Genomic DNA, 18,038 nt, shown 5'->3' with positions numbered 1-18,038 from the left:
GGCGTCGCCCGCAGGGCGTGCCGGGAGCCGCGCGGCAGGCGCCGCTTGGCGGACACGGCCTAGGCTCCGCTTCATGGTGCACGTACTCGCCGGACGGACGCTGATCCGTCCCACCGACCCCGAGCGATCCCGTGACTTCTACGGGGAGCGGCTCGGTCTCGCCGTCTACCGGGAGTTCGGCACGGGCCCGGAGCGCGGCACCGTCTACTTCCTCGGCGGCGGCTTCCTGGAGCTGTCGGGCCGGGCGGAGGTGCCGCCGTCGCCGTCCGTGCGGCTGTGGCTCCAGGTCCCGGACGCCGGCGCGGCGCAGGAGGAGCTGCGGGCGAAGGGCGTCGACATCGTCCGTCCGCCGGTGCGGGAGCCGTGGGGGCTCATCGAGATGTGGGTCGCCGACCCGGACGGGGTCCCGATCGTGCTGGTGGAGGTGCCGTCGGACCATCCGATGCGGTACCGGCCCGGGATCTGAGGCCGGCGCACCACGCTCGGGGTCCCGGATGGCCCGTGGCCGGGACCCGGCTTAGCGTGCTGGAGGGGGTGTCCCTCTCGGAAGGAACACCATGGAGCTCGACGAGCCGGTGACCGGCGGTCCCTGCTGGGTGGAGCTGAGCACGCCCGACGTGGCGGCGGCCCGGCGGTTCTACACGGCGCTGTTCGGCTGGCGGCCCGGGTCGCCTCCGGGCACCGAGGCGGGCGGCCCCGCGGTCGCGTACCTCGACGACGCGGCGGTCGCCGGGATCACGGCGCTGGAGCAGGACGGGCAGCCCATCGCCTGGAACGTGTCCTTCTCGGTGACCGACGCGGACGCCGCGGCGCGGGAGGTCACGGCCGCCGGCGGGACCGTCCTGACCGGCCCGGCGGACGTCCGGGGCCTCGGCCGCTCGGTGGTGGCCGTCGATCCGGCCGGCGCGGTCCTGCAGCTGTGGCAGCCGGGCGGCTTCCCGGGCGCGGGGCTGCTCAACGTCCCCGGCACGCTGGGCTGGGTGGAGCTGCTGACGCGAGCGCCCGAACGGGCCGAGGCGTTCTACGCGGCGGTGTTCGGCTGGCGCGCCGGGACCTCCGGGCGCTACACGCGGTGGACGGTCGGCGGCGCGCGATTCGGCGGCATGGTCACGATGGACGACAAGTTCCCGCACGAGGTGCCGGCGCACTGGCTGCCGTACTTCGCGACGGCGGACACCGACGACACGGCCGCCGCCGCGACCGACTCGGGCGGCACGGTCCTGATGGAGCCGACCTCCCTGCCCGCCGGTCCGCGCATCGCGGTGCTGCGCGATCCCCAGGGCGCGATGTTCGGCGTGTACCGGGCGGGCGACGAGCCCTGACGGCGCCGGTCGCCTTGTCGTCCCGGTCCGTGTCAGGCCCGCAGCGCTCCCAGCCTGCCCTCCAGGCGGCCGAGCAGTTCGCCGAGGAGGGCCGCCAGTTCGCCCTGGCCCGCCGGGGCGAGACCGGACAGTACGGACTTCTCGTAGGCCAGTTGCTCGGGCAGGATGCCGTCGACGAGGTCGCGGCCGGCGTCGGTGAGGCGGACGTGGGCCACGCGGCGGTCGCGGTCGTCGCCGCGGCGCTCCACCAGGCCCCGCTCGGTCAGGTGCTTGAGGCGCTTGGTGACGGCGGCGCCCGAGGCGAAGGTCTCGCGGGCCACCTCGCCCGGCGTCAGCTCGTGCCCGGTGCGGCGCAGCGCCCCGAGCAGGTCGAACTCGGAGCGGCTCAGACCGGCCCGGCGCAGCGGCGCGTCCTCGGCCTGCTGGAGGAGGGCGGCGCAGCGGTTGATGCGGCCGATGATCTCCATGGGTCCGGTGTCGAGGTCGGGGTGGACGGCCCGCCACTGCCGGACGACCGCGGCGACCGTGTCGTCCCGCGCCCCTGCGGGCGTCTCCTCCGCTCGCGTGGCGTCCCCGGTCGCCGGCCGTCCGTTCGCTGCCGTCATGGCCGTGCGTCCTCCCGTTTCGTGTCGCTTCCCCGGTCCACGGTGCTCCCGTCCAGCGTCCCCCGGTCCGGGTGCGGTCCCTGGCGTCGTACCGTCGCGGCGAGCGTACGGTGTCCGGACTGTTCGGCGTGCACGACCCTCTCCTGGGGCAGGGCGCGCTGCCACCATTCGCCGGACGCCGCCTCGGCGGTGGCCCGCAGCTCGACCAGCGCGGCGGCCAGGCTGCGGCGGGCGGACTCCAGGTCGCCGGGGGCCGGACCGGGCTCGGCGAGCAGCCGCGCGGCCCGTTCCCCGGCCCGGTCGACGGCGACGACGGCCTGCTTGACCCGGTCGCCGGCCCTGCGGTTGGTGACGACGACGGCGGCGACGAGGCCGACGAGGGCGCCGACGACGGTGTCCGTGATCCGCTCGGCGATCAGCGCGCCCGGTTGCTGGTATCCGGCGAACTCGGTGATGAGCAGGGCCATCGGGGTCACGCACACGCTGCCGAGCCAGTAGTTGCGTCCGATGAGCGCCTCGGCGCCGAAGTTGAGGGCGAGGCAGCACAGCACGAGGGCCGCGTGATGGGCGTGCGCCAGCGGCACCACCGCCGCGAACAGCAGGACGCCGGCGAGGTTGCCGACGACGCGCTGGACGCCCCGGCTCCAGGTGAGGGTGAGGTTGGCCTGGTACAGCGAGGCGGCCGTGACGATCGCCCAGTAGGGGCGGCCGATGCCGAGGGCCAGGGAGGCGTGTCCGGCGAGGGCGCAGCCCAGTGCGGTGCGGACGGCGAGCGGGGTCAGCGGGCCGAGGCGGGTCCACCACGGCCGGGCCGGGGTGCCGCGTTCGGCGTCCACCCCGAGCAGTTCGCCGGTGGCGTCCGGCAGGTCGTCGGGGCCGGGGACCGGGCGGGTGCCGCGCAGTTGGCGTGCCCAGGCGCGCAGCCGCTCGGGGTCGCTGTCCACGGGTGCGGCGAGCGCGACCTCGGCGCGCACGACGAGGCGTTCCAGGGCACGCCGGGTCGTGGTGGAGCGGGCGCCCGTCGACATCAGCGACTGCCGGGCGGCCTGCACGGCGGCGTACCCGGCGGCCCGGGCCCTCGCGTGGCCGTCGCCGGTGCCGCGGGTCTCGGCGTACGCGGCGGCGGCGTTCAGGGCGTGGGCGGTGGCGCGGCGCTCCGGGCCGTGCGGCCGGAGGAGTCCGGGTGCCATGCCGACGAGCCAGGCCCAGGCCCCGGCCGCGGCGGCGAGCGCGAGGTGGCCGGGGACCTGGCCGAGGGTCTGCGGCGCGAACAGGGCGGCGGAGGTGACGAAGGCGGGGATCACGTTGCCGGGCGGGCCGATCCGGGTGGCGTCGCACAGCACCTTCTGCGCGGCGGCCAGCAGGGCGCCGACGGTGACGAGCAGCACGGCGTTCGTGGTGAGCGAGGCCGTGACCAGGGCGACGGCGAGACCGGCGAGCATGCCGAGCACGACCCAGGCGAGGGCGCGGGCCCGGGCGGCGTACGGGCGGTGGTGCGCGTAGAGGGCGCACAGGGAGCCGGCCATCGTGTACATCGCGAGGTCGAGGCGGCCGAGGGCGAGCAGCGTCAGGTTGGGCGGGGCGACCGCGGCGACCACGCTCAGGGCGGGCTTGAACCAGATGTCCGAGGGCCGTCCGACGCGCAGCGCGCCGGCCAGCGGGAGGCGCCGGACGGCCGGGGTCCGGGGGGTGGGGGTCGTCCTGCTCATGACCAGACCTTAGCAGGTGTTTTACCTGTAAATGATTGGCTCCTGATGTGCTGCTCACTTGCTGTGCTCCCTCGAACGCTCCCCGTGCACTTCCTTGCGCTCGCTTGCGCACCGCCGGGTCCGGGCAGCCCTTGACCGACCGTGCGGCTCGAACGGGGAGGTCGGTGTGCACGGACCGGCGTCGTCCGGCTGGTTGCTGGTCGCGCTGTGCGCGGCGACCGGCGCGTACTGCCTGCTGCGGATGCGCAGCGGCGTCGAGGAGCAGCGCCGCGCGGCCGGCGACGAGGCGCTCATGGGGTTCGGCATGGCGGTGATGGCCGTGCCCGCGGCGGTGTTCAGCCCGCCGTGGTGGGCCTGGCCCGGCTACGCCGTGGTGTTCGGCGTGGCCGGACTGCGCGCCCTGTGGGCCGCGCGCACGGACCCGCACCATCTGCACCACCTGGTGGGCGCCGCGGCCATGGTCTACATGGCCGCCGTCATGGCGGGCTCCCCGGGCGGGGCGCACACCCACCCGGGCGCGGGCGTCCCACCGCTGACCGGGGCGCTGCTGCTCTACTTCGTCGGATACGTGCTGCTGTCCGGGTTCCGGCTGGTGCCGGTCACCACCGGGACGGGCCGCGCGGCACCCGGAGAGGCCGTCGCCGGGGGAACCGTCGCCCGGGGGACGATCGCCGGGGGCGCCCTCGGGGCGACGGGGACTGCCGGAAGGGCCGTCGCCGGAAGGGCCGGCTGGGGCGACCGTCCGGAGCTGGCGCGGGTGTGCCGGCTGTCGATGGGCATCGCGACGCTCACCATGCTGCTCACGCTCTGACGCGCCGGACGGGCAGCCCGCGCCGGACGCGACCGTTGCCTGCGTCACTTTGCGCCCCATGCCACACCACGGACGACGCGGCACTCATAGGCTGCCCACATGATCCTCCCCGCGGCCCTGCTGCTGCTCGGCGCCCTGACCGCAGTGGTCGCCCCACGGCTGCTCGCCGGCGCCGAATGGCCGGACCGTGAACCGGTGGTCGCGCTGTGGACGTGGCAGTGCGTGATCGCGGCCGTCCTGCTGTGCTGCGCCCTGTCGATGACGCTGAGCGCGGCGGCGGCGTGGCATGCGGTGGGCGGGCACGTGTTCGCGTCGGCGCCCCACGCGGTCGTGGAGGCCTACGCGCTCGGCACGGCCGGACCCTGGGCGGCGACGACCGCGGTGACCCTCGCCTGCGGCGGGCTGTGGAGCGCGGCGATGCTGGTCCGCGAGATCGCCCGCGCCCATACCCGCCGTCGCCGGCGCCGCGCCGAACTCCTGGTGCGCGCGCCGCTGTTGCCGGGCGAGGAGCGCGGCGGCCGGCTCGTCGTCCTGGAGGGCGACCGGCCGGAGGCGTGGTGGCTGGCCGGCCCCGAGGGCCAACTGGTCGTCACCACGGCCGCGTTGCGCCGGCTGAAGGGACGGCAGCTGGACGCGGTGCTGGCCCACGAGCAGGGGCACGCGCAGGCCCGGCACCACTGGCTGCTGCACTGCTCGGCCGCGCTGGCGGGCGGCTTCCCGCAGGTGCGGGTGTTCGCGGCGTTCCGCGACGAGATGCACCGGCTGGTGGAACTCGCCGCCGACGACATGGCCTCCCGCCGCTTCGGCCGCCTCACGACCGCTCTCGCCCTGGTGGAACTCAACGAGGACCGCGGCGTGTTCGGCCCCTGCCCCACGCCGCAGGCCCATGTGCCGCGCCGGGTCGCCCGCCTGCTCACTCCCCCGGACCGGCTCCCGGCGACCCGTCGCCTGCAACTGACGGCGGCGGCCTCGCTCGTGCCGGTGATCCCGGTCCTGGTGGCGTTCGTGCCCGGTCTGCGGGCGCTGGGCTAGACCCGCCCCGCGGGGCCGACACCGGGCCGAAGTCCGACGGCGGAACTGGCCCCGCACCCCGCCGCTGAGCGAGGATCGCTGTATGGGTATCCCGACCGTCGACTCCCCGCCCCGCCCGCCCGAGGACCGCCGCGCCGTCCGATGGTCCGGTGGACTGGCCGCCTGCTCCGTGCTGCTGATCGCCCTGGTCGCCGCCGAGTGGCGGCCACTGACCGCACTGGACGGGGACGTTGCCCGCACCACGCACCGCTGGGCGGTCGACGAACCCGGGCTGACGCAGGCCTGCCGCATCCTGACCGACTGGGTGTGGGACCCGTGGACGATGCGCATCGTCTGCGCGGCCGTCGCCGTGTGGCTGCTGGTGCGGCACGCCGCCCTGCGGACCGCGGTGTGGCTGGCGGCCGTCTGCACGCTCAGCGCGCTGCTGCAGCAGGGCATCAAGGCCGCCGTCGACCGGCCCCGGCCGGTGTGGCCCGACCCGGTCGACTCCGCCCACTACGCGGCCTTCCCGTCCGGCCACGCCATGACCGCTACGGTCGTGAGCGGCGTACTGCTGTGGCTGCTGCACCACTACGGCGCCGGCCGCGCCCTGTACCGTACGGCGCTCGCGGTCGCCGTGATCTCCGTGGCGGGCGTCGGCCTGACCCGGATCTGGCTCGGCGTCCACTGGCCGTCGGACGTGGTGGGCGGCTGGCTGCTGGGCGCCCTGACGGTGGTGCTGGCGGTCCTGGCGCACCGGCGACTGCGCGCCTGACAACGGCGGGGCTCCGCGGGCCTGCCACGGCCGAAACCGTCCCCTCCCGGGGCCCCGCCCTCATAGGATCACCCCATGACCGCCGTGCTGTTCGACTTCTCCGGCACCCTCTTCCGCGTCGAGTCCACCGAGTCCTGGCTGCGCGGGGCGCTCGGCGCAGCGGGTCTTCGCCTCCCGGAGTCCGAGGTGGTCTCGGCGGCCAGGGCACTGGAGGAGGCCGGGGCGCTGCCCGGCGGTGCCCCGCCCCGGCGCGTGCCGGACGAGCTCGCCGAGCTCTGGCAGATCCGGGACCGCAGCGCCGCACTGCACCGCGCCGCCTACACCGGCCTCTCCCGCCGGGTGCCGCTGCCCGACCCCGCGCTGCACGATGTGCTGTACGACCGCCACATGGCCCCGGCCGCCTGGCAGCCGTACCCGGACGCCGCCGAGGTGCTCCGGGCGCTGCGGGAGCGGGGTGTCCCCGTCGGCGTGGTCAGCAACATCGGCTGGGACCCGCGGCCGGTGTTCCGCGCCCACGGCCTGGACCGCTGGGTCGACGCGTACGTGCTGTCGTACGAGCACGGGGTGCAGAAGCCCGATCCGCGGCTGTTCTCGGTGGCCTGCGAGGCGCTGGGCGCCGATCCGCGCAGGACGGTGATGGTCGGCGACGACCGGCGGGCGGACGGCGGCGCGGCGGCCCTCGGCTGCCGGGTGCACTTCGTCGACCACCTCCCGGCGGCCGAACGGCCCGGCGCGCTGCGGCCGGTGCTGGACCTCGTGGCGTGACCGCGCCCGCGGCTCCCGCCCGCCGGCCCCCCCGGCCGGTGACCTGGGCCCTTGTTCCAGACATGCGCACGCGGGCATGCGTGCGCGTCCGTCTCGGACGATCCCCCGCGTCGCCCGAGACGGACGGCAGCACCGACCCGACCCCGTTGAAGGGCCGGTCCGGATGCGTTGAGTATAGTTGGCTGGCAGCCAGTCAACGCAGGAGTTACAGCATGTCCCCGCGCAGCGCCTCGGTCACTGAAGAATTGCGGCGGCGCTCCAAGGAGCGGCTTCTGCAGGCGGCGGTCGAGCTCGTCGGTGAGCACGGCTACGACGCGACCACTCTCGGTGACATCGCCGACCGGGCCGGTTCGGCGCGCGGCCTGGTGTCGTACTACTTCCCCGGCAAGCGCCAGCTCGTGCAGTCCGCCGTGCACCGGCTGATGCACCGCACGCTGGAGGAGGCGCTGGAGCGCGAGCCGCGCACCGACGACGGCCGGGAGCGGCTGGCGCGGGCGATCGACGCGATTCTGGGTCTCGCCCGGGACCGGCCGGTGCTGATGCGCCAGCACATGTCCGGACTGCTGCAGGCCGAGGGCTTCCTGCCGTGTCCGGAGCAGCGGCGGCTGGCCGAGCTGCTGCGGGACACCGTCGCCCGGCGCGGCTCGCGGGACGTGGACCACGACTACCCGTTGCTGCGCGCCCAGTTGATGGGGGCGGTCTACGCCGCGCTGATGCCGGGCGCTCCGATGCCGGTACCGGTGCTGCGCGCCGAGTTGTTCACGCGGTACGGGCTCGACTGGGAGATGGGCGTACCGCCGGACACCGAGGCGCCCGGCGGTACGTGCGAGACGGACCTGTCGCGGTACTTCGCGACCGGGGCGGCCGAGCGCCCCGTGGAGGGTCAGTCGAAGTAGTCCGGCTGCGTCTGCACGTTGAGCTCGTGCAGGTGGACCCGCTTGGCCGGGTCGGTGCGCCGGTCGCTGAGCTTCAGCACGTCGAAGCCCTTGGCGATGTCGTTCGAGTAGATGTAGCCGTTGTAGTAGTACGCGGACCAGGAGCCGCCGGTGGTGATCCGGTCGGTGGTCAGCGGGCCGCGCTCGAAGTAGGCGATCTCCTTCGGGGCGGTGGAGTCGGTGAAGTCCCAGACGGAGACGCCGCCCTGGTACCAGGCCTGGACCATGAGGTCCTTGCCCTTGACCGGGATCAGTGAGCCGTTGTGGGCGACGCAGTTCTCGGTGGCCGCCTGGTGGCGGGGGATCTTGAAGTAGCTGCGGAAGACCAGCTTGCGGTCGTCACCCTCGCCGACGATGTCGTAGATGCCGTTGGCGCCGCGGTTCGGGCCGATCTCCGCGTTGCAGGTGGCCGCGCCGCCGCCGCCCAGCTCGTCGGTGAACACGACCTTGTCGACCTTCTGGTTGAAGGTCGCCGAGTGCCAGAACGCGAAGTTCACGTTGTCCTGCACCCGGTCGATGACCTTCGGGTTCTCCGGGTCCGTGATGGAGAAGAGGATGCCGTCGCCCATGCAGGCGCCGGCCGCGAGGTCCTCGGACGGCAGCACGGTGATGTCGTGGCAGCCGGTGGTCTTGGAGACGCCCGGGTTGGTGGGCGCGCCCGGGTTGCCGCCGCCGTCCGGGCCCTCACCCGGGAACAGCACGGGGAAGCCGACGACCGCCGCCTTCTCGGGGGCGTTGCGCGGCACCTTGATGACGGAGATGCCGTCGTGCGGAGGCTGGCAGTCCGGGAAGCTCGCGCTGGGCGAGTACGACGAGACGTACACGTAAACGTTTCTGCGCTCGGGCACCAGGGTGTGGGTGTGCGAGCCGCAGGCGGTCTCGACGGCGGCCACGTACTTCGGGTTCGACTTGTCGCTGATGTCGAAGACCTTCATGCCCTCCCAGGAGGACTTCTCCGTCGCGGGCTGGGTGGTGCTGCTGCAACTGTTGTCGCTGCGCGAGGAGTCGGTGGACAGGAACAGCAGGTTCCCGGAGACCGAGATGTCGTTCTGCGAGCCCGGGCACAGCACCTGGGCGACCGTCTTGGGGGCCTTCGGGTTGCTGATGTCGAAGATCCGGAAGCCGTCGTAGTTGCCGGCGAACGCGTACTTGCCCTGGAAGGCGAGGTCCGAGTTGGTGCCGGGCAGCGTTTCCTTGGGGATGTTGACGAGGTGTTCGATGTTGGCGGAGTGGACCACCTGGTCCTGGGCGGGTATCTCACCGTCGCCGATGGCTTCCCGCACTTCCGCCCGGGTGCTCTCGGACACGCCCTGCTGCTTCGTCGGGCCGTCCCCGGGATCGGGGATGGCCGAGGCCGGGCCCGCCGCGAGCAGCGAGGCCAGGAGACCGGCGGCGGCGGTGGCAACTCCCAGCCGTCTGCGACGGGTTCGAGGATCGTTCAACAGGATCACTGTTTCCTCCCTAGCGCCGTTCATGCAAGAACGGTTCACGCACCACGCAGTATCGTCCTCGCCATGCGCATACCAACAGGGGGAAACAAACCCGCAATGAAGTTTTTTGATCAGTAACCCCCAGAAGCGTGCTAGGACGTTCATCGCACCCACAAGGTGCGTGCTCCCACCACGCCTTGCTCCAGGAGGTCGATGTGTTCTTCCGCCGCCAGTCCCGCCTGGCCCTCGCCCCGGCCGCGCTGGCCGCCCTTGCCGTGCTCGGCCTCGCGGGCTGCGACCCGGAACCGGACACCAAAGCCGCCTCCGCGAGCGGGCCTTCGGTGATCGCCCCAGGCAAGCCCGGCGAGGACAACCGGACGCTGTCCCCCGAGGAGGCCGCCGCACAGAAGGGCGACGACTCGCCCAACTCGGCGGACGTCGAGTACGCGCGCATGATGATCCAGCACCACACGCAGGCGCTGGAAATGACCGAACTCGTCCCGAAGCGCGCCGAATCGACGAAGACGAAGAAGCTCGCCGAGCGGATCTTCGCCGCGCAGGGCCCGGAGATCGACGCCATGCGAGGCTGGCTGAAGACCCACGGCGAGAAGGAACAGCCGCAGGGCCACGGCGGACACGACCACGCCACGATGCCCGGCATGGCGAGCGCGACGCAGCTGAAGAACCTGCGCGCGGCCGAGGGGAAGGCGTTCGACCAGCTCTTCCTGACCCTGATGATCACGCATCACGAGGGCGCGGTCACGATGGCCACGGACGTGAAGGCACAGGGCAACAACGTGCAGATCGAGGAGATGGCCGACGACGTGATCGCTCAGCAGACGAGCGAGATCACACGCATGCGGGAGCTGATGTGAAGAACGGGCGCGGTCAGCGCCGGTGGTGACGGGGAGTCAGCAGACCGGCGTCGCGCGCCCGTCCGATGAGCCGGAGCGCGCCGCGGCGGTCACGGCCGGTCGCTTTCATCACCGCGAGGACGGGGTCGGTGCCCTTCTCCTGCGCCGCGCGGTACTCCCGCGCCACGAGTCCCGTGTCGTCCCCGGTGCCGGCGCCCTCCGGCCGGCGCGCCACACCGCAGGCCTCGGCGAGCGGCCCCTCCAGCCAGTCGGCGAGCGCGGCCAGGTCGTCCAGGGAGAGCGCCGGCCGGGCCCGCACGTCCTCCAGGGACACGCCCCGACCGCACCGTACGGCCAGCGCGTCGACGCGGGCGCCGTCGGCGAACTCCAGCCGGACGTCGAACCACGACGTGGCCCCGTCGCCCTCCCGCACCTCCCACGCGGGCCGCACGGAGACGGCACCGTCCGCCGGGCGGCGACCGGACAGATTAAGAAAGGATGCGTCTAGCACACGCGGAACGTAACCGCATCATCACACTCCATACGAACGGACACGCGCCGCCGCCGGGCACTGCACCCTGCCGGCGGAGCGGCGGTGGTGCCATGCTGGACGTGTCAGCGACTCCTTGACGATCCCCCGGGGTGAGGAGTTCCGCCGTGCTGCGTGTCGCCGTCGTCGGTTCCGGGCCGAGCGGGTGCTACACCGCTCAGAGCCTCGTCCAGCTGGATCCCGACGTGCTCGTGGACGTCCTGGACCGGCTGCCGTGCCCGTACGGGCTGGTGCGGTACGGCGTGGCGCCCGACCACGAGAAGATCAAGTCGCTGCAGAACACTCTGCGGGCGGTGCTGGAGCACGACCGGGTGCGGTTCCTCGGCGGTGTGCGGATCGGCGGGCCCGGTGGCGTGCCGGCCGCGCGGCTGCGGGAGATGTACCACGCGGTCGTGTACTGCGTGGGCGCCGCCACCGACCGGCACCTCGGCATTCCGGGCGAGGAACTGCCGGGCAGCTGGTCGGCGACCGAGTTCGTGTCCTGGTACAGCGCCCATCCCGATTCCCCGGCCGACGGCGGTTTCGTGGGCGACGCGCGGTCCGCGGTCGTGATCGGCGTGGGCAACGTCGCCGTGGACGTGGCCCGCATCCTGGCCAGGTCGGCGGCCGAGCTGTCCCCCACCGACATGCCGCACGGCGCGCTGACCGCGCTCGCCGCGAGCCGGGTCCGGGACATCCACATGGTCGGCCGGCGCGGCCCGTCCCAGGCCCGGTTCACCACCAAGGAACTGCGCGAGCTGGGCACCCTGCCGGGGGCCGGGGTGGTCGTGGACCCGGCGGAGCTGGCACAGGACCCGGGGTACGCCGACCCGTTGGCCCTGCCCGCCGCGCAGCGCCGCAACGTCGAGGTGCTGCGCGGCTGGGCCGGGGCACCGCCGACGGACGCCGGACGACGGATCCGGCTGCGGTTCTTCCTGCGTCCCGTCGAGGTGCTCGGGGCTGACGGGCGGGTGGCCGGGGTGCGCTTCGAGCGGACGGTGCCGGACGGGCGCGGCGGCGTCACGGGGACCGGCCGGTACGAGGACATCGAGGCGCAGCTCGTGCTGCGGTCGGTGGGCTATCGCGGGGTGCCGCTGGAAGGGCTGCCGTTCGACGCGGCGACCGGCACGGTGCCGCATCTGGCGGGGCGGGTCCTGCGCGGGGGTGTGGTCGCGCCGGGCGAGTACGTGGCCGGGTGGATCAAGCGGGGCCCGACCGGCGTGATCGGCAGCAACCGTCCGTGCGCCAAGGAGACCGTGACGTCGCTGCTGGAGGACGCCGCCGTGCTCGTACGCAAGGACGTTCCCGAGGACCCGGTCGGCGCGCTGCGGGCGGCGGGGGCCGAACCGGTCGGGTGGGCCGGGTGGCGGGCGATCGAGCGGGCCGAGGCCGAGCTCGGGGCGTCGCTGGGCCGTGGCGTGGTCAAGCTGCCCGACTGGGAATCGCTGCTGGCGGCGGCACGGGCCGCGGGGTCGTAGCGGAGCCGGATATCGCCCTTGGGCAGGTCACACGGCGGCAACACGGCGGAAATCAACAAACTGTTCAAGGCGCCTACGGTCTCGTGCTGTCCGGAACTTTTCGGTGCCGGACCGTTCCCCTGTCCCCCACTCGGCCTGTCTCCTGGTCTCTCTGTCCCCGCTGTGCCCCGCTGATCCCCTGTCCCCTTGTTTCCGCCCACCGCCGCTCAGGAGTGCCCATGGCAACGACCTCACCCGTGCATCCCGTCGACGAGGTGCCACCCGTACGGCAGTTGGCCGCCTTCGGCCTGCAGCACGTGCTCGCGATGTACGCGGGCGCCGTGGCGGTGCCGCTGATCGTCGGCGGCGCGATGCGGCTGCCGCCGGCGGACCTGGCGTATCTCATCACCGCCGACCTGCTGGTGTGCGGCGTGGCGACGCTCATCCAGTGCATCGGCTTCTGGCGGTTCGGCGTGCGGCTGCCGATCATGCAGGGCTGCACCTTCGCCGCCGTGTCCCCCATGGTGCTGATCGGCACGACGGGCGGCGGACTGCCCGCGATCTACGGTTCGGTGATCGTCGCGGGTCTCGCGATCATGCTGCTGGCGCCGGTGTTCGGCAGGCTGCTGCGGTTCTTCCCGCCGCTGGTCACCGGCACGGTCATCCTGATCATCGGTGTCTCGCTGCTGCCGGTCGCGGGCAACTGGGCCGCGGGCGGCGCCGGGGCCGAGGACTTCGGGGAGCCGAAGAACCTGGCGCTCGCCGCGTTCGTGCTGGTGGTCGTGCTGGGCGTGCAGCGGTTCGCGCCCGCGTTCCTGTCCCGGGTCGCCGTGCTCATCGGCATCGCGGTCGGGCTGCTGGTCGCCGTCCCGTTCGGGTTCACGGACTTCGGCGGCGTCTCGGACGCCGACTGGCTCGGGATCAGCACGCCGTTCCACTTCGGGGCGCCCACGTTCGAGGCGTCGGCCGTCGTCTCGATGCTCGTGGTGGCCCTGGTCTGCATGACCGAGACGACCGGCGACTTCATCGCGGTCGGCGAGATGACGGGACGCAAGGTCGAGCCGCGGTCCCTGGCGGACGGGCTGCGCGCGGACGGCCTGTCGACCGTCCTCGGCGGCGTCTTCAACACCTTCCCGTACACGGCGTACGCGCAGAACGTCGGCCTGGTCGGCATGACGCGGGTGCGCAGCCGCTGGGTGGTGGCCGCGGCGGGCGGCATCCTCGTGCTGCTGGGACTGCTGCCGAAGCTGGGCGCGGTGGTCGCGGCGATTCCGGCGCCGGTGCTGGGCGGTGCCGGCCTGGTGATGTTCGGGACGGTCGCCGCGAGCGGGCTGCGGACGCTGGCGCGGGTCGACTTCAAGGGCAACAACAACCTCACCGTGGTGGCCGTCGCGGTCGCGATGGGCGTGCTGCCGGTCGGCGTGCCGACGATCTACGACAAGTTCCCGGACTGGTTCCAGACGGTGATGCACAGCGGCATCAGCGCGGGCTGCCTCACGGCGATCGTGCTGAACCTGCTGTTCAACCACCTGCCCGCCAAGGCGACTTCGGCTGACCCGGCTGTCGCCGACGTCGGCTCCCTGCCCGCCGGCGGAGGCGAGCGGGGAGCCGGGAAGTCGCCGGAGGAGGTCGTCTAGACCCTCCCCGCGCGGCACTCGCGCACGTTCACGACACGGCCTCTGGCAGCCGTGCACCGACCGCTCGTTCCAGGCGGGGCAGCACCCGCTGTCCCGCCAGGGCGAGCACGATCGCCGCGGCGACACCGGCCCAGGCGACCGGACCCAGCGGCGTGCAGCCGAACATCTGGCTGGCGCCGGGCGTCTCGACCAGGGCGACGAGTGCGGCGGCCGAGCCGAGGGACGTGACCTGGACGAGCGGGCTGCCGCGCCGGTCGGCGAGGGTCTGGGCGAGCTGGGTGCCGACCACCGCGCACAGCGCCATCGTCGTGGAGCGGCGTGCCGTGCCCGGCGTGAAACGGCCGATCAGCCAGGCCGCCGTCGCGCCCGCGCAGGTCGTCAGCGCACGGTGACGGATCTGCCGGATGAGGGGCTCGCCCAGCAGTTCCGTGCCCAGCGGTTCGCTGCGCTCCTCGGGGCCCGCCGGACTCTCCCCGCCGTCCTCCTTCGGGGTCACCGCGACCGCCATCGCCGGGAACAGGTCCGTGAACAGGTTGACCAGCAGCATCTGCCGGGTCGACAGCGGCGCCCGGCCGGCCATCAGCGTGCCGACGATGCCGAAGCCGACCTCACCGGCGTTGCCGCCGATCAGGATGGCGATGGCGTCGGCGACGCTGTGCCACAGCGCCCGGCCCTCGGTGACCGCCTCGATCAGCACCGACAGGTCGTCCTCGGTGAGGACGAGGTCGGCGGCGTTGCGGGCGGCGGCCGAGCCGCGCGCGCTGATGCCGACGCCGATGTCGGCGGCGCGGATGGCCGCCGCGTCGTTGGCGCCGTCACCGACCATTCCGACCACCCGCCCGGCGTCCCGCAAGGCCTCGACGACCTGGAGCTTCTGCTCGGGCGCGACCCGCGCCACCACGCCGACGTCGCGCAGCATGCGGGCGCGTTCGGACCGGTCGGCGGCGGCGAGTTCGTCGCCGGTCACCACGCTGGTGTCGTCCGGCCAGCCCAGGTCGGAGGCGATGGCCCGGGCGGTCTGCGGGTGGTCGCCGGTCAGCATGACCGGCCGTACGCCCGCGTTCCTCAGACCCCGGACGAGGGCCGGGGACGTCTCCCGGGAGACGTCGGCCAGTGCCAGCAGGCCCGTGAACTCCAGCTTCTCCAGGGACTGTTCCAGGGCCGCGGAGGCGTTCTCGCCGCTGCGCAGCGGCCGTTGGGCGACCGCGAGGACGCGCAGCCCGTCCCGGGCGAGGTCGTGCGCCGCCTCGGAGGCGCCGTCCGGGAGGTCGGAGCAGGCGGGCAGCACCGTCTCCGGCGCGCCCTTGACGACGAGGACGGGCTCGCCGTCCGCGTCCCGGCCGACGGCCGCGGCGTAACCGCGGCCCGCCTCGAAGGGCTGTCCCTCGATCTGCCGCCACCCGGGGTCGTCCCCGGCCGCGTCGAGCACGGCCTCGTCGGTCGCGTGCACCGGCCGTTCCGTACCGCCGTTCAGACGGGGGCAGGCCCGCGCCGCGGCCCGCACGGTGTCGGCGGCCTCCGGGTCCTTCACCTTGTGGACCGTGCCGTCGGCGCCGGTCACGCGGACCAGCCGCAGCCGGTTCTCGGTGAGGGTCCCGGTCTTGTCGAAGCAGATCGTGTCCATCCGGCCCAGGGCCTCCAGGGTGCGCGGGGTGCGCACCAGGACGCCGCGCCGGCTCAGCCTGCGGGCGGCGGCGAGCTGGGCGACGGTGGCCACCAGCGGCAGACCCTCGGGCACGGCCGCCACGGCCACCGCCACGCCGCCGCTGACCGCTTCGCGGATCGGCGTGCCGCGCATCAGGGACAGGCCGGTCACCGCAGCGCCGCCGGCCAGCGTCAACGGCAGTGCCTTGCGGGTGAGTTCCTGAAGGCGGGCCTGGACTCCGGCGGAGGGCGGGGTGCGGGCGGCGAGGTGGACGGCGCGCGCGGCCTCGGTGTCGTCGCCGGTGTCCACGACGACGGCACGGGCGCGGCCGGCCACCACGGTCGTGCCCTCGAAGACCATGCAGCGCCGGTCCGGAACGGCGGCGCGCGGTGTCGGGTCGGTCCGCTTGTCGACCGGCAGGGACTCACCGGTCAGCGCGGACTCGTCCACTTCGAGGCCGTCCTCCCACAGCAGCCGGGCGTCGGCGGGTACGACGTCGTCACCCTTCAGTTCGATCACGTCGCCCGGCACGAGCTTCGTGGCGTCCACGATCCGGGGTTCCTTGCGCGAGTCCTCGCCGGCCACGCGGGCCTTCTGCTTCTGATCGGCCAGCAGCCCGGACAGGGCCCGCTCGGCGCGCAGCCGCTGCACGCCGCCGACCAGCGCGTTCAGGTCGAGCGCGCCGACGACGAGGAGGGCGTCCACGGCGGACCCGAGAATCGCCGACGCGGCCGAGCCGACCGCCAGGACCGGCGTGAGCGGGTCGTCCAGTTCGCCCCGCACGGCCCGGGCGAGTTGCACCGTCCAGCGGGCCGGGGCGAGCAGGGGATGCCGGCCGGCGGTGCGGGCGGCCTCACGGACGCGGGACGTGGCCTGCTCGACCGGCGTCGGATCCGGCGCGTGATCGCGCTCCAGCCGGGCCCGTACGGCATCCGGATCGAGCGCGTGCCAGGCCACCCGGGCCCGGGGGTGCGGTGGCCTGGCCACGGCGACACCGAGGGCGGCCCGGGCGCCGCTCAGCAGGGCCACCGCCGCGCTGATGTCGACCGGCGCGTGCCGCAGCCCGGGCAGCGGGCTGTGCCTGCGCCCGCCGGACTCGCCGACGGCGACGAGCAGCCCGGACAGGGCGGCGCCGGACCGGGCCAGCGTCTGCGACCTGCGGCCGATCGCGCGGGCGGCCGGCACGGCGCTCAGCAGCCGCCACACGTCGGGCAGGCCGTGCAGGGCGAGGATGTCCGCGCCCCACACCACGCAGTCCCCGTCGGTGAGCGCGACGGCCACGTCACCGGCGAGCAGGCCGGTCAGGACGTCGGTGTCCTCGGCCGAGCCGGGCCGGGCGACCGTGAGGACGCCGCCGTCGCCGCGCAGCCCGGCCACCACGTCCGGGAGCGGGCGGTCGCCGCTGACGACGTGGTCGGCGAGGGCGGTGAAGTCGGCCAGCGCGGGATCGTCGACCATCACCACGCGCAGCCCGGCCTGACGTGCCGCGTCCAGCACGGCCTCGGCCCACGGGTCGGCGCCCGAGCCGGGGGTGCGCAAGGCGCTGGGGTGCAGGACGACCGTGTCGGCCGTCTCCAGTTGCCGCAGCCGTTCGGCGTCCCGCACGAGCACGCCCGTGCGGGACAGGGAGGCGCCGAGCACGGCGTGGAAGGCGGCGGGGCCGTAGCGCGCGGCCTTGGGCGAGCCCGCGAGCACCGCCTCGGCTGCCTCCGCGCCGCTGTGCTTCACGAGCAGCGTGGCCAGGGCGCCGGCCAGGCTTCCGGTGGCGGCGTGGGAGGCGTACTCCTGCGCCGGGGAGGACCGCAGCGGCGGGCGCGGGCAGTTGCCCGGGGCGATGCTGACGCGCTCCGGCAGGCACACCCGGTCGTGGACGGCGTCGAACGCGGCGGCACGGAACATGGTGTCCGCCAACTGGCAGGCGCGCAGCACCCCGTCCAGCACGAGCCCGGTGGGTGTCTGGCCCGCGCCGTGCGCGACGGCGTTCGTGGCGGCCAGGACGACGTCCATGCGGTCGGGGCCCAGACGCGAGCGCAGCCAGGCCCGCACGCGCGGGTTCTCCCGCACCAGCGTCACCAGCGCCGTCACGGCGCGCGGCGAGGGCGGCAGCCGCAGGGCGGACGCGGTGAGTCCCGCCGCGACCCCCAGACCGTCGGCCGCGAGTGCCGCTGCCGCCGCGCGCACGCCGGCCGGGTTGGCCGGGTGCGGGATCTCCGCCGCGCCCTCGTCCGTGGGCGCGAGGCCGTGGCGGGCGGCCGACTCGGCCACCCGGTCCAGGACCCGGTCGACGACCTCGCTGTCGACGGCGGTCACCACCAGCCGGCCGAGGCCGCCGTCCCAGTAGGCGACGGCCACCTCGGGATGGCGAGCCAGCTCGGCGGCGACCCGACCGGCCGCCCGCCGCAGCCCGCCCCCGCGTCGTACGCGGTCCGTCTCGGCGACCTTCAGCGCGATGTGCGCGCGGCTGCCGGAGCGCCAGGGGCGCGATCCGGTCGGCAGCGCGTTGCGGGCGACGCGCGCCACGCGCACCGCCGTGTCCGCGCAGCGTACCCCCGC

The 18,038-nt window shown here is 74.4% G+C and carries 15 protein-coding genes; 10 read left to right on the top strand and 5 right to left on the bottom strand.

The annotated features are described in order from the left end of the window. Positions 1–73 precede the first annotated feature (73 nt). Complete coding sequence (locus tag QC282_RS17175) at positions 74–466, top strand: VOC family protein (protein ID WP_279550313.1); 393 nt, start codon at positions 74–76, stop codon at positions 464–466. Positions 467–557: 91 nt separating this feature from the next. Next, positions 558–1,322 carry a VOC family protein gene (locus tag QC282_RS17170; protein WP_279550311.1) on the top strand — a complete coding sequence of 255 codons (765 nt, stop codon included), beginning with the start codon at positions 558–560 and terminating at the stop codon, positions 1,320–1,322. Positions 1,323–1,354: 32 nt separating this feature from the next. On the opposite strand, the gene QC282_RS17165 is transcribed toward QC282_RS17170, so the two are convergent. Beyond that, a complete protein-coding gene (locus QC282_RS17165) occupies positions 1,355–1,927 on the bottom strand; it encodes a MarR family winged helix-turn-helix transcriptional regulator (RefSeq protein ID WP_279550310.1) in 573 nt (190 codons plus the stop codon). Further along, the gene (locus QC282_RS17160) at positions 1,924–3,636 is read right to left on the bottom strand and encodes an FUSC family protein (RefSeq protein ID WP_279550308.1); all 1,713 of its coding nucleotides are present in this window, start codon (positions 3,634–3,636) and stop codon (positions 1,924–1,926) included. Before QC282_RS17160 ends, QC282_RS17165 begins: the two co-directional genes overlap by 4 nt. 166 nt (positions 3,637–3,802) lie before the next feature. Between QC282_RS17160 and QC282_RS17155 the strand changes: the two genes are divergently transcribed. The 5 genes from QC282_RS17155 to QC282_RS17135 all read left to right on the top strand — a co-directional run bounded on the left by QC282_RS17155 (position 3,803) and on the right by QC282_RS17135 (position 7,894). Beyond that, on the top strand, positions 3,803–4,447 hold the full coding sequence (locus QC282_RS17155) for a DUF5134 domain-containing protein (protein ID WP_279550306.1): 645 nt from the start codon (positions 3,803–3,805) through the stop codon (positions 4,445–4,447). Positions 4,448–4,546: 99 nt separating this feature from the next. Continuing rightward, positions 4,547–5,479, top strand: coding sequence for a M56 family metallopeptidase (locus QC282_RS17150; protein ID WP_279550304.1), 933 nt, complete (start codon positions 4,547–4,549; stop codon positions 5,477–5,479). A gap of 82 nt (positions 5,480–5,561) precedes the next feature. After that, on the top strand, positions 5,562–6,233 hold the full coding sequence (locus QC282_RS17145; RefSeq protein WP_279550303.1) for a phosphatase PAP2 family protein: 672 nt from the start codon (positions 5,562–5,564) through the stop codon (positions 6,231–6,233). Positions 6,234–6,308: 75 nt separating this feature from the next. Beyond that, positions 6,309–6,998 carry an HAD-IA family hydrolase gene (locus QC282_RS17140; protein WP_279550302.1) on the top strand — a complete coding sequence of 230 codons (690 nt, stop codon included), beginning with the start codon at positions 6,309–6,311 and terminating at the stop codon, positions 6,996–6,998. 212 nt (positions 6,999–7,210) lie between these two features. Beyond that, positions 7,211–7,894, top strand: a complete 684-nt coding sequence (locus QC282_RS17135) for a helix-turn-helix domain containing protein (protein ID WP_279550301.1) — start codon at positions 7,211–7,213, stop codon at positions 7,892–7,894. On the opposite strand, the gene QC282_RS17130 is transcribed toward QC282_RS17135, so the two are convergent. Next, a complete protein-coding gene (locus QC282_RS17130) occupies positions 7,882–9,384 on the bottom strand; it encodes a hypothetical protein (RefSeq protein ID WP_279550300.1) in 1,503 nt (500 codons plus the stop codon). The two genes, QC282_RS17135 and QC282_RS17130, sit on opposite strands and share 13 nt — an antisense overlap. Positions 9,385–9,578: 194 nt before the next feature. On the opposite strand from QC282_RS17130, the gene QC282_RS17125 reads away from it, so the two are divergent. Beyond that, positions 9,579–10,238 carry a DUF305 domain-containing protein gene (locus tag QC282_RS17125; protein WP_279550299.1) on the top strand — a complete coding sequence of 220 codons (660 nt, stop codon included), beginning with the start codon at positions 9,579–9,581 and terminating at the stop codon, positions 10,236–10,238. A 13-nt stretch (positions 10,239–10,251) separates the two neighbouring features. On the opposite strand, the gene QC282_RS17120 is transcribed toward QC282_RS17125, so the two are convergent. After that, on the bottom strand, positions 10,252–10,668 hold the full coding sequence (locus tag QC282_RS17120; protein WP_279550298.1) for a DUF6214 family protein: 417 nt from the start codon (positions 10,666–10,668) through the stop codon (positions 10,252–10,254). 206 nt (positions 10,669–10,874) lie between these two features. Here QC282_RS17120 and QC282_RS17115 point away from each other — a divergent pair, with 206 nt between their 5' ends. Beyond that, positions 10,875–12,224: an FAD-dependent oxidoreductase gene (locus tag QC282_RS17115; RefSeq protein ID WP_279550297.1), complete on the top strand. Its 1,350-nt coding sequence runs from the start codon at positions 10,875–10,877 to the stop codon at positions 12,222–12,224. Positions 12,225–12,442: 218 nt separating this feature from the next. Beyond that, positions 12,443–13,840: a nucleobase:cation symporter-2 family protein gene (locus tag QC282_RS17110; protein ID WP_279550296.1), complete on the top strand. Its 1,398-nt coding sequence runs from the start codon at positions 12,443–12,445 to the stop codon at positions 13,838–13,840. A 28-nt stretch (positions 13,841–13,868) separates the two neighbouring features. Here the strand turns inward: QC282_RS17110 and QC282_RS17105 are convergent. Continuing rightward, a partial coding sequence (locus QC282_RS17105) for a cation-translocating P-type ATPase (protein WP_279550295.1) occupies positions 13,869–18,038 on the bottom strand: 4,170 nt, incomplete at its 5' end.

The organism is Streptomyces sp. DH24 (assembly GCF_029813775.1).
Lineage (GTDB): Bacteria > Actinomycetota > Actinomycetes > Streptomycetales > Streptomycetaceae > Streptomyces.
Note: the sequence above shows the minus strand (reverse complement) of the source record. Positions and strands in the feature narration are given on the sequence as shown.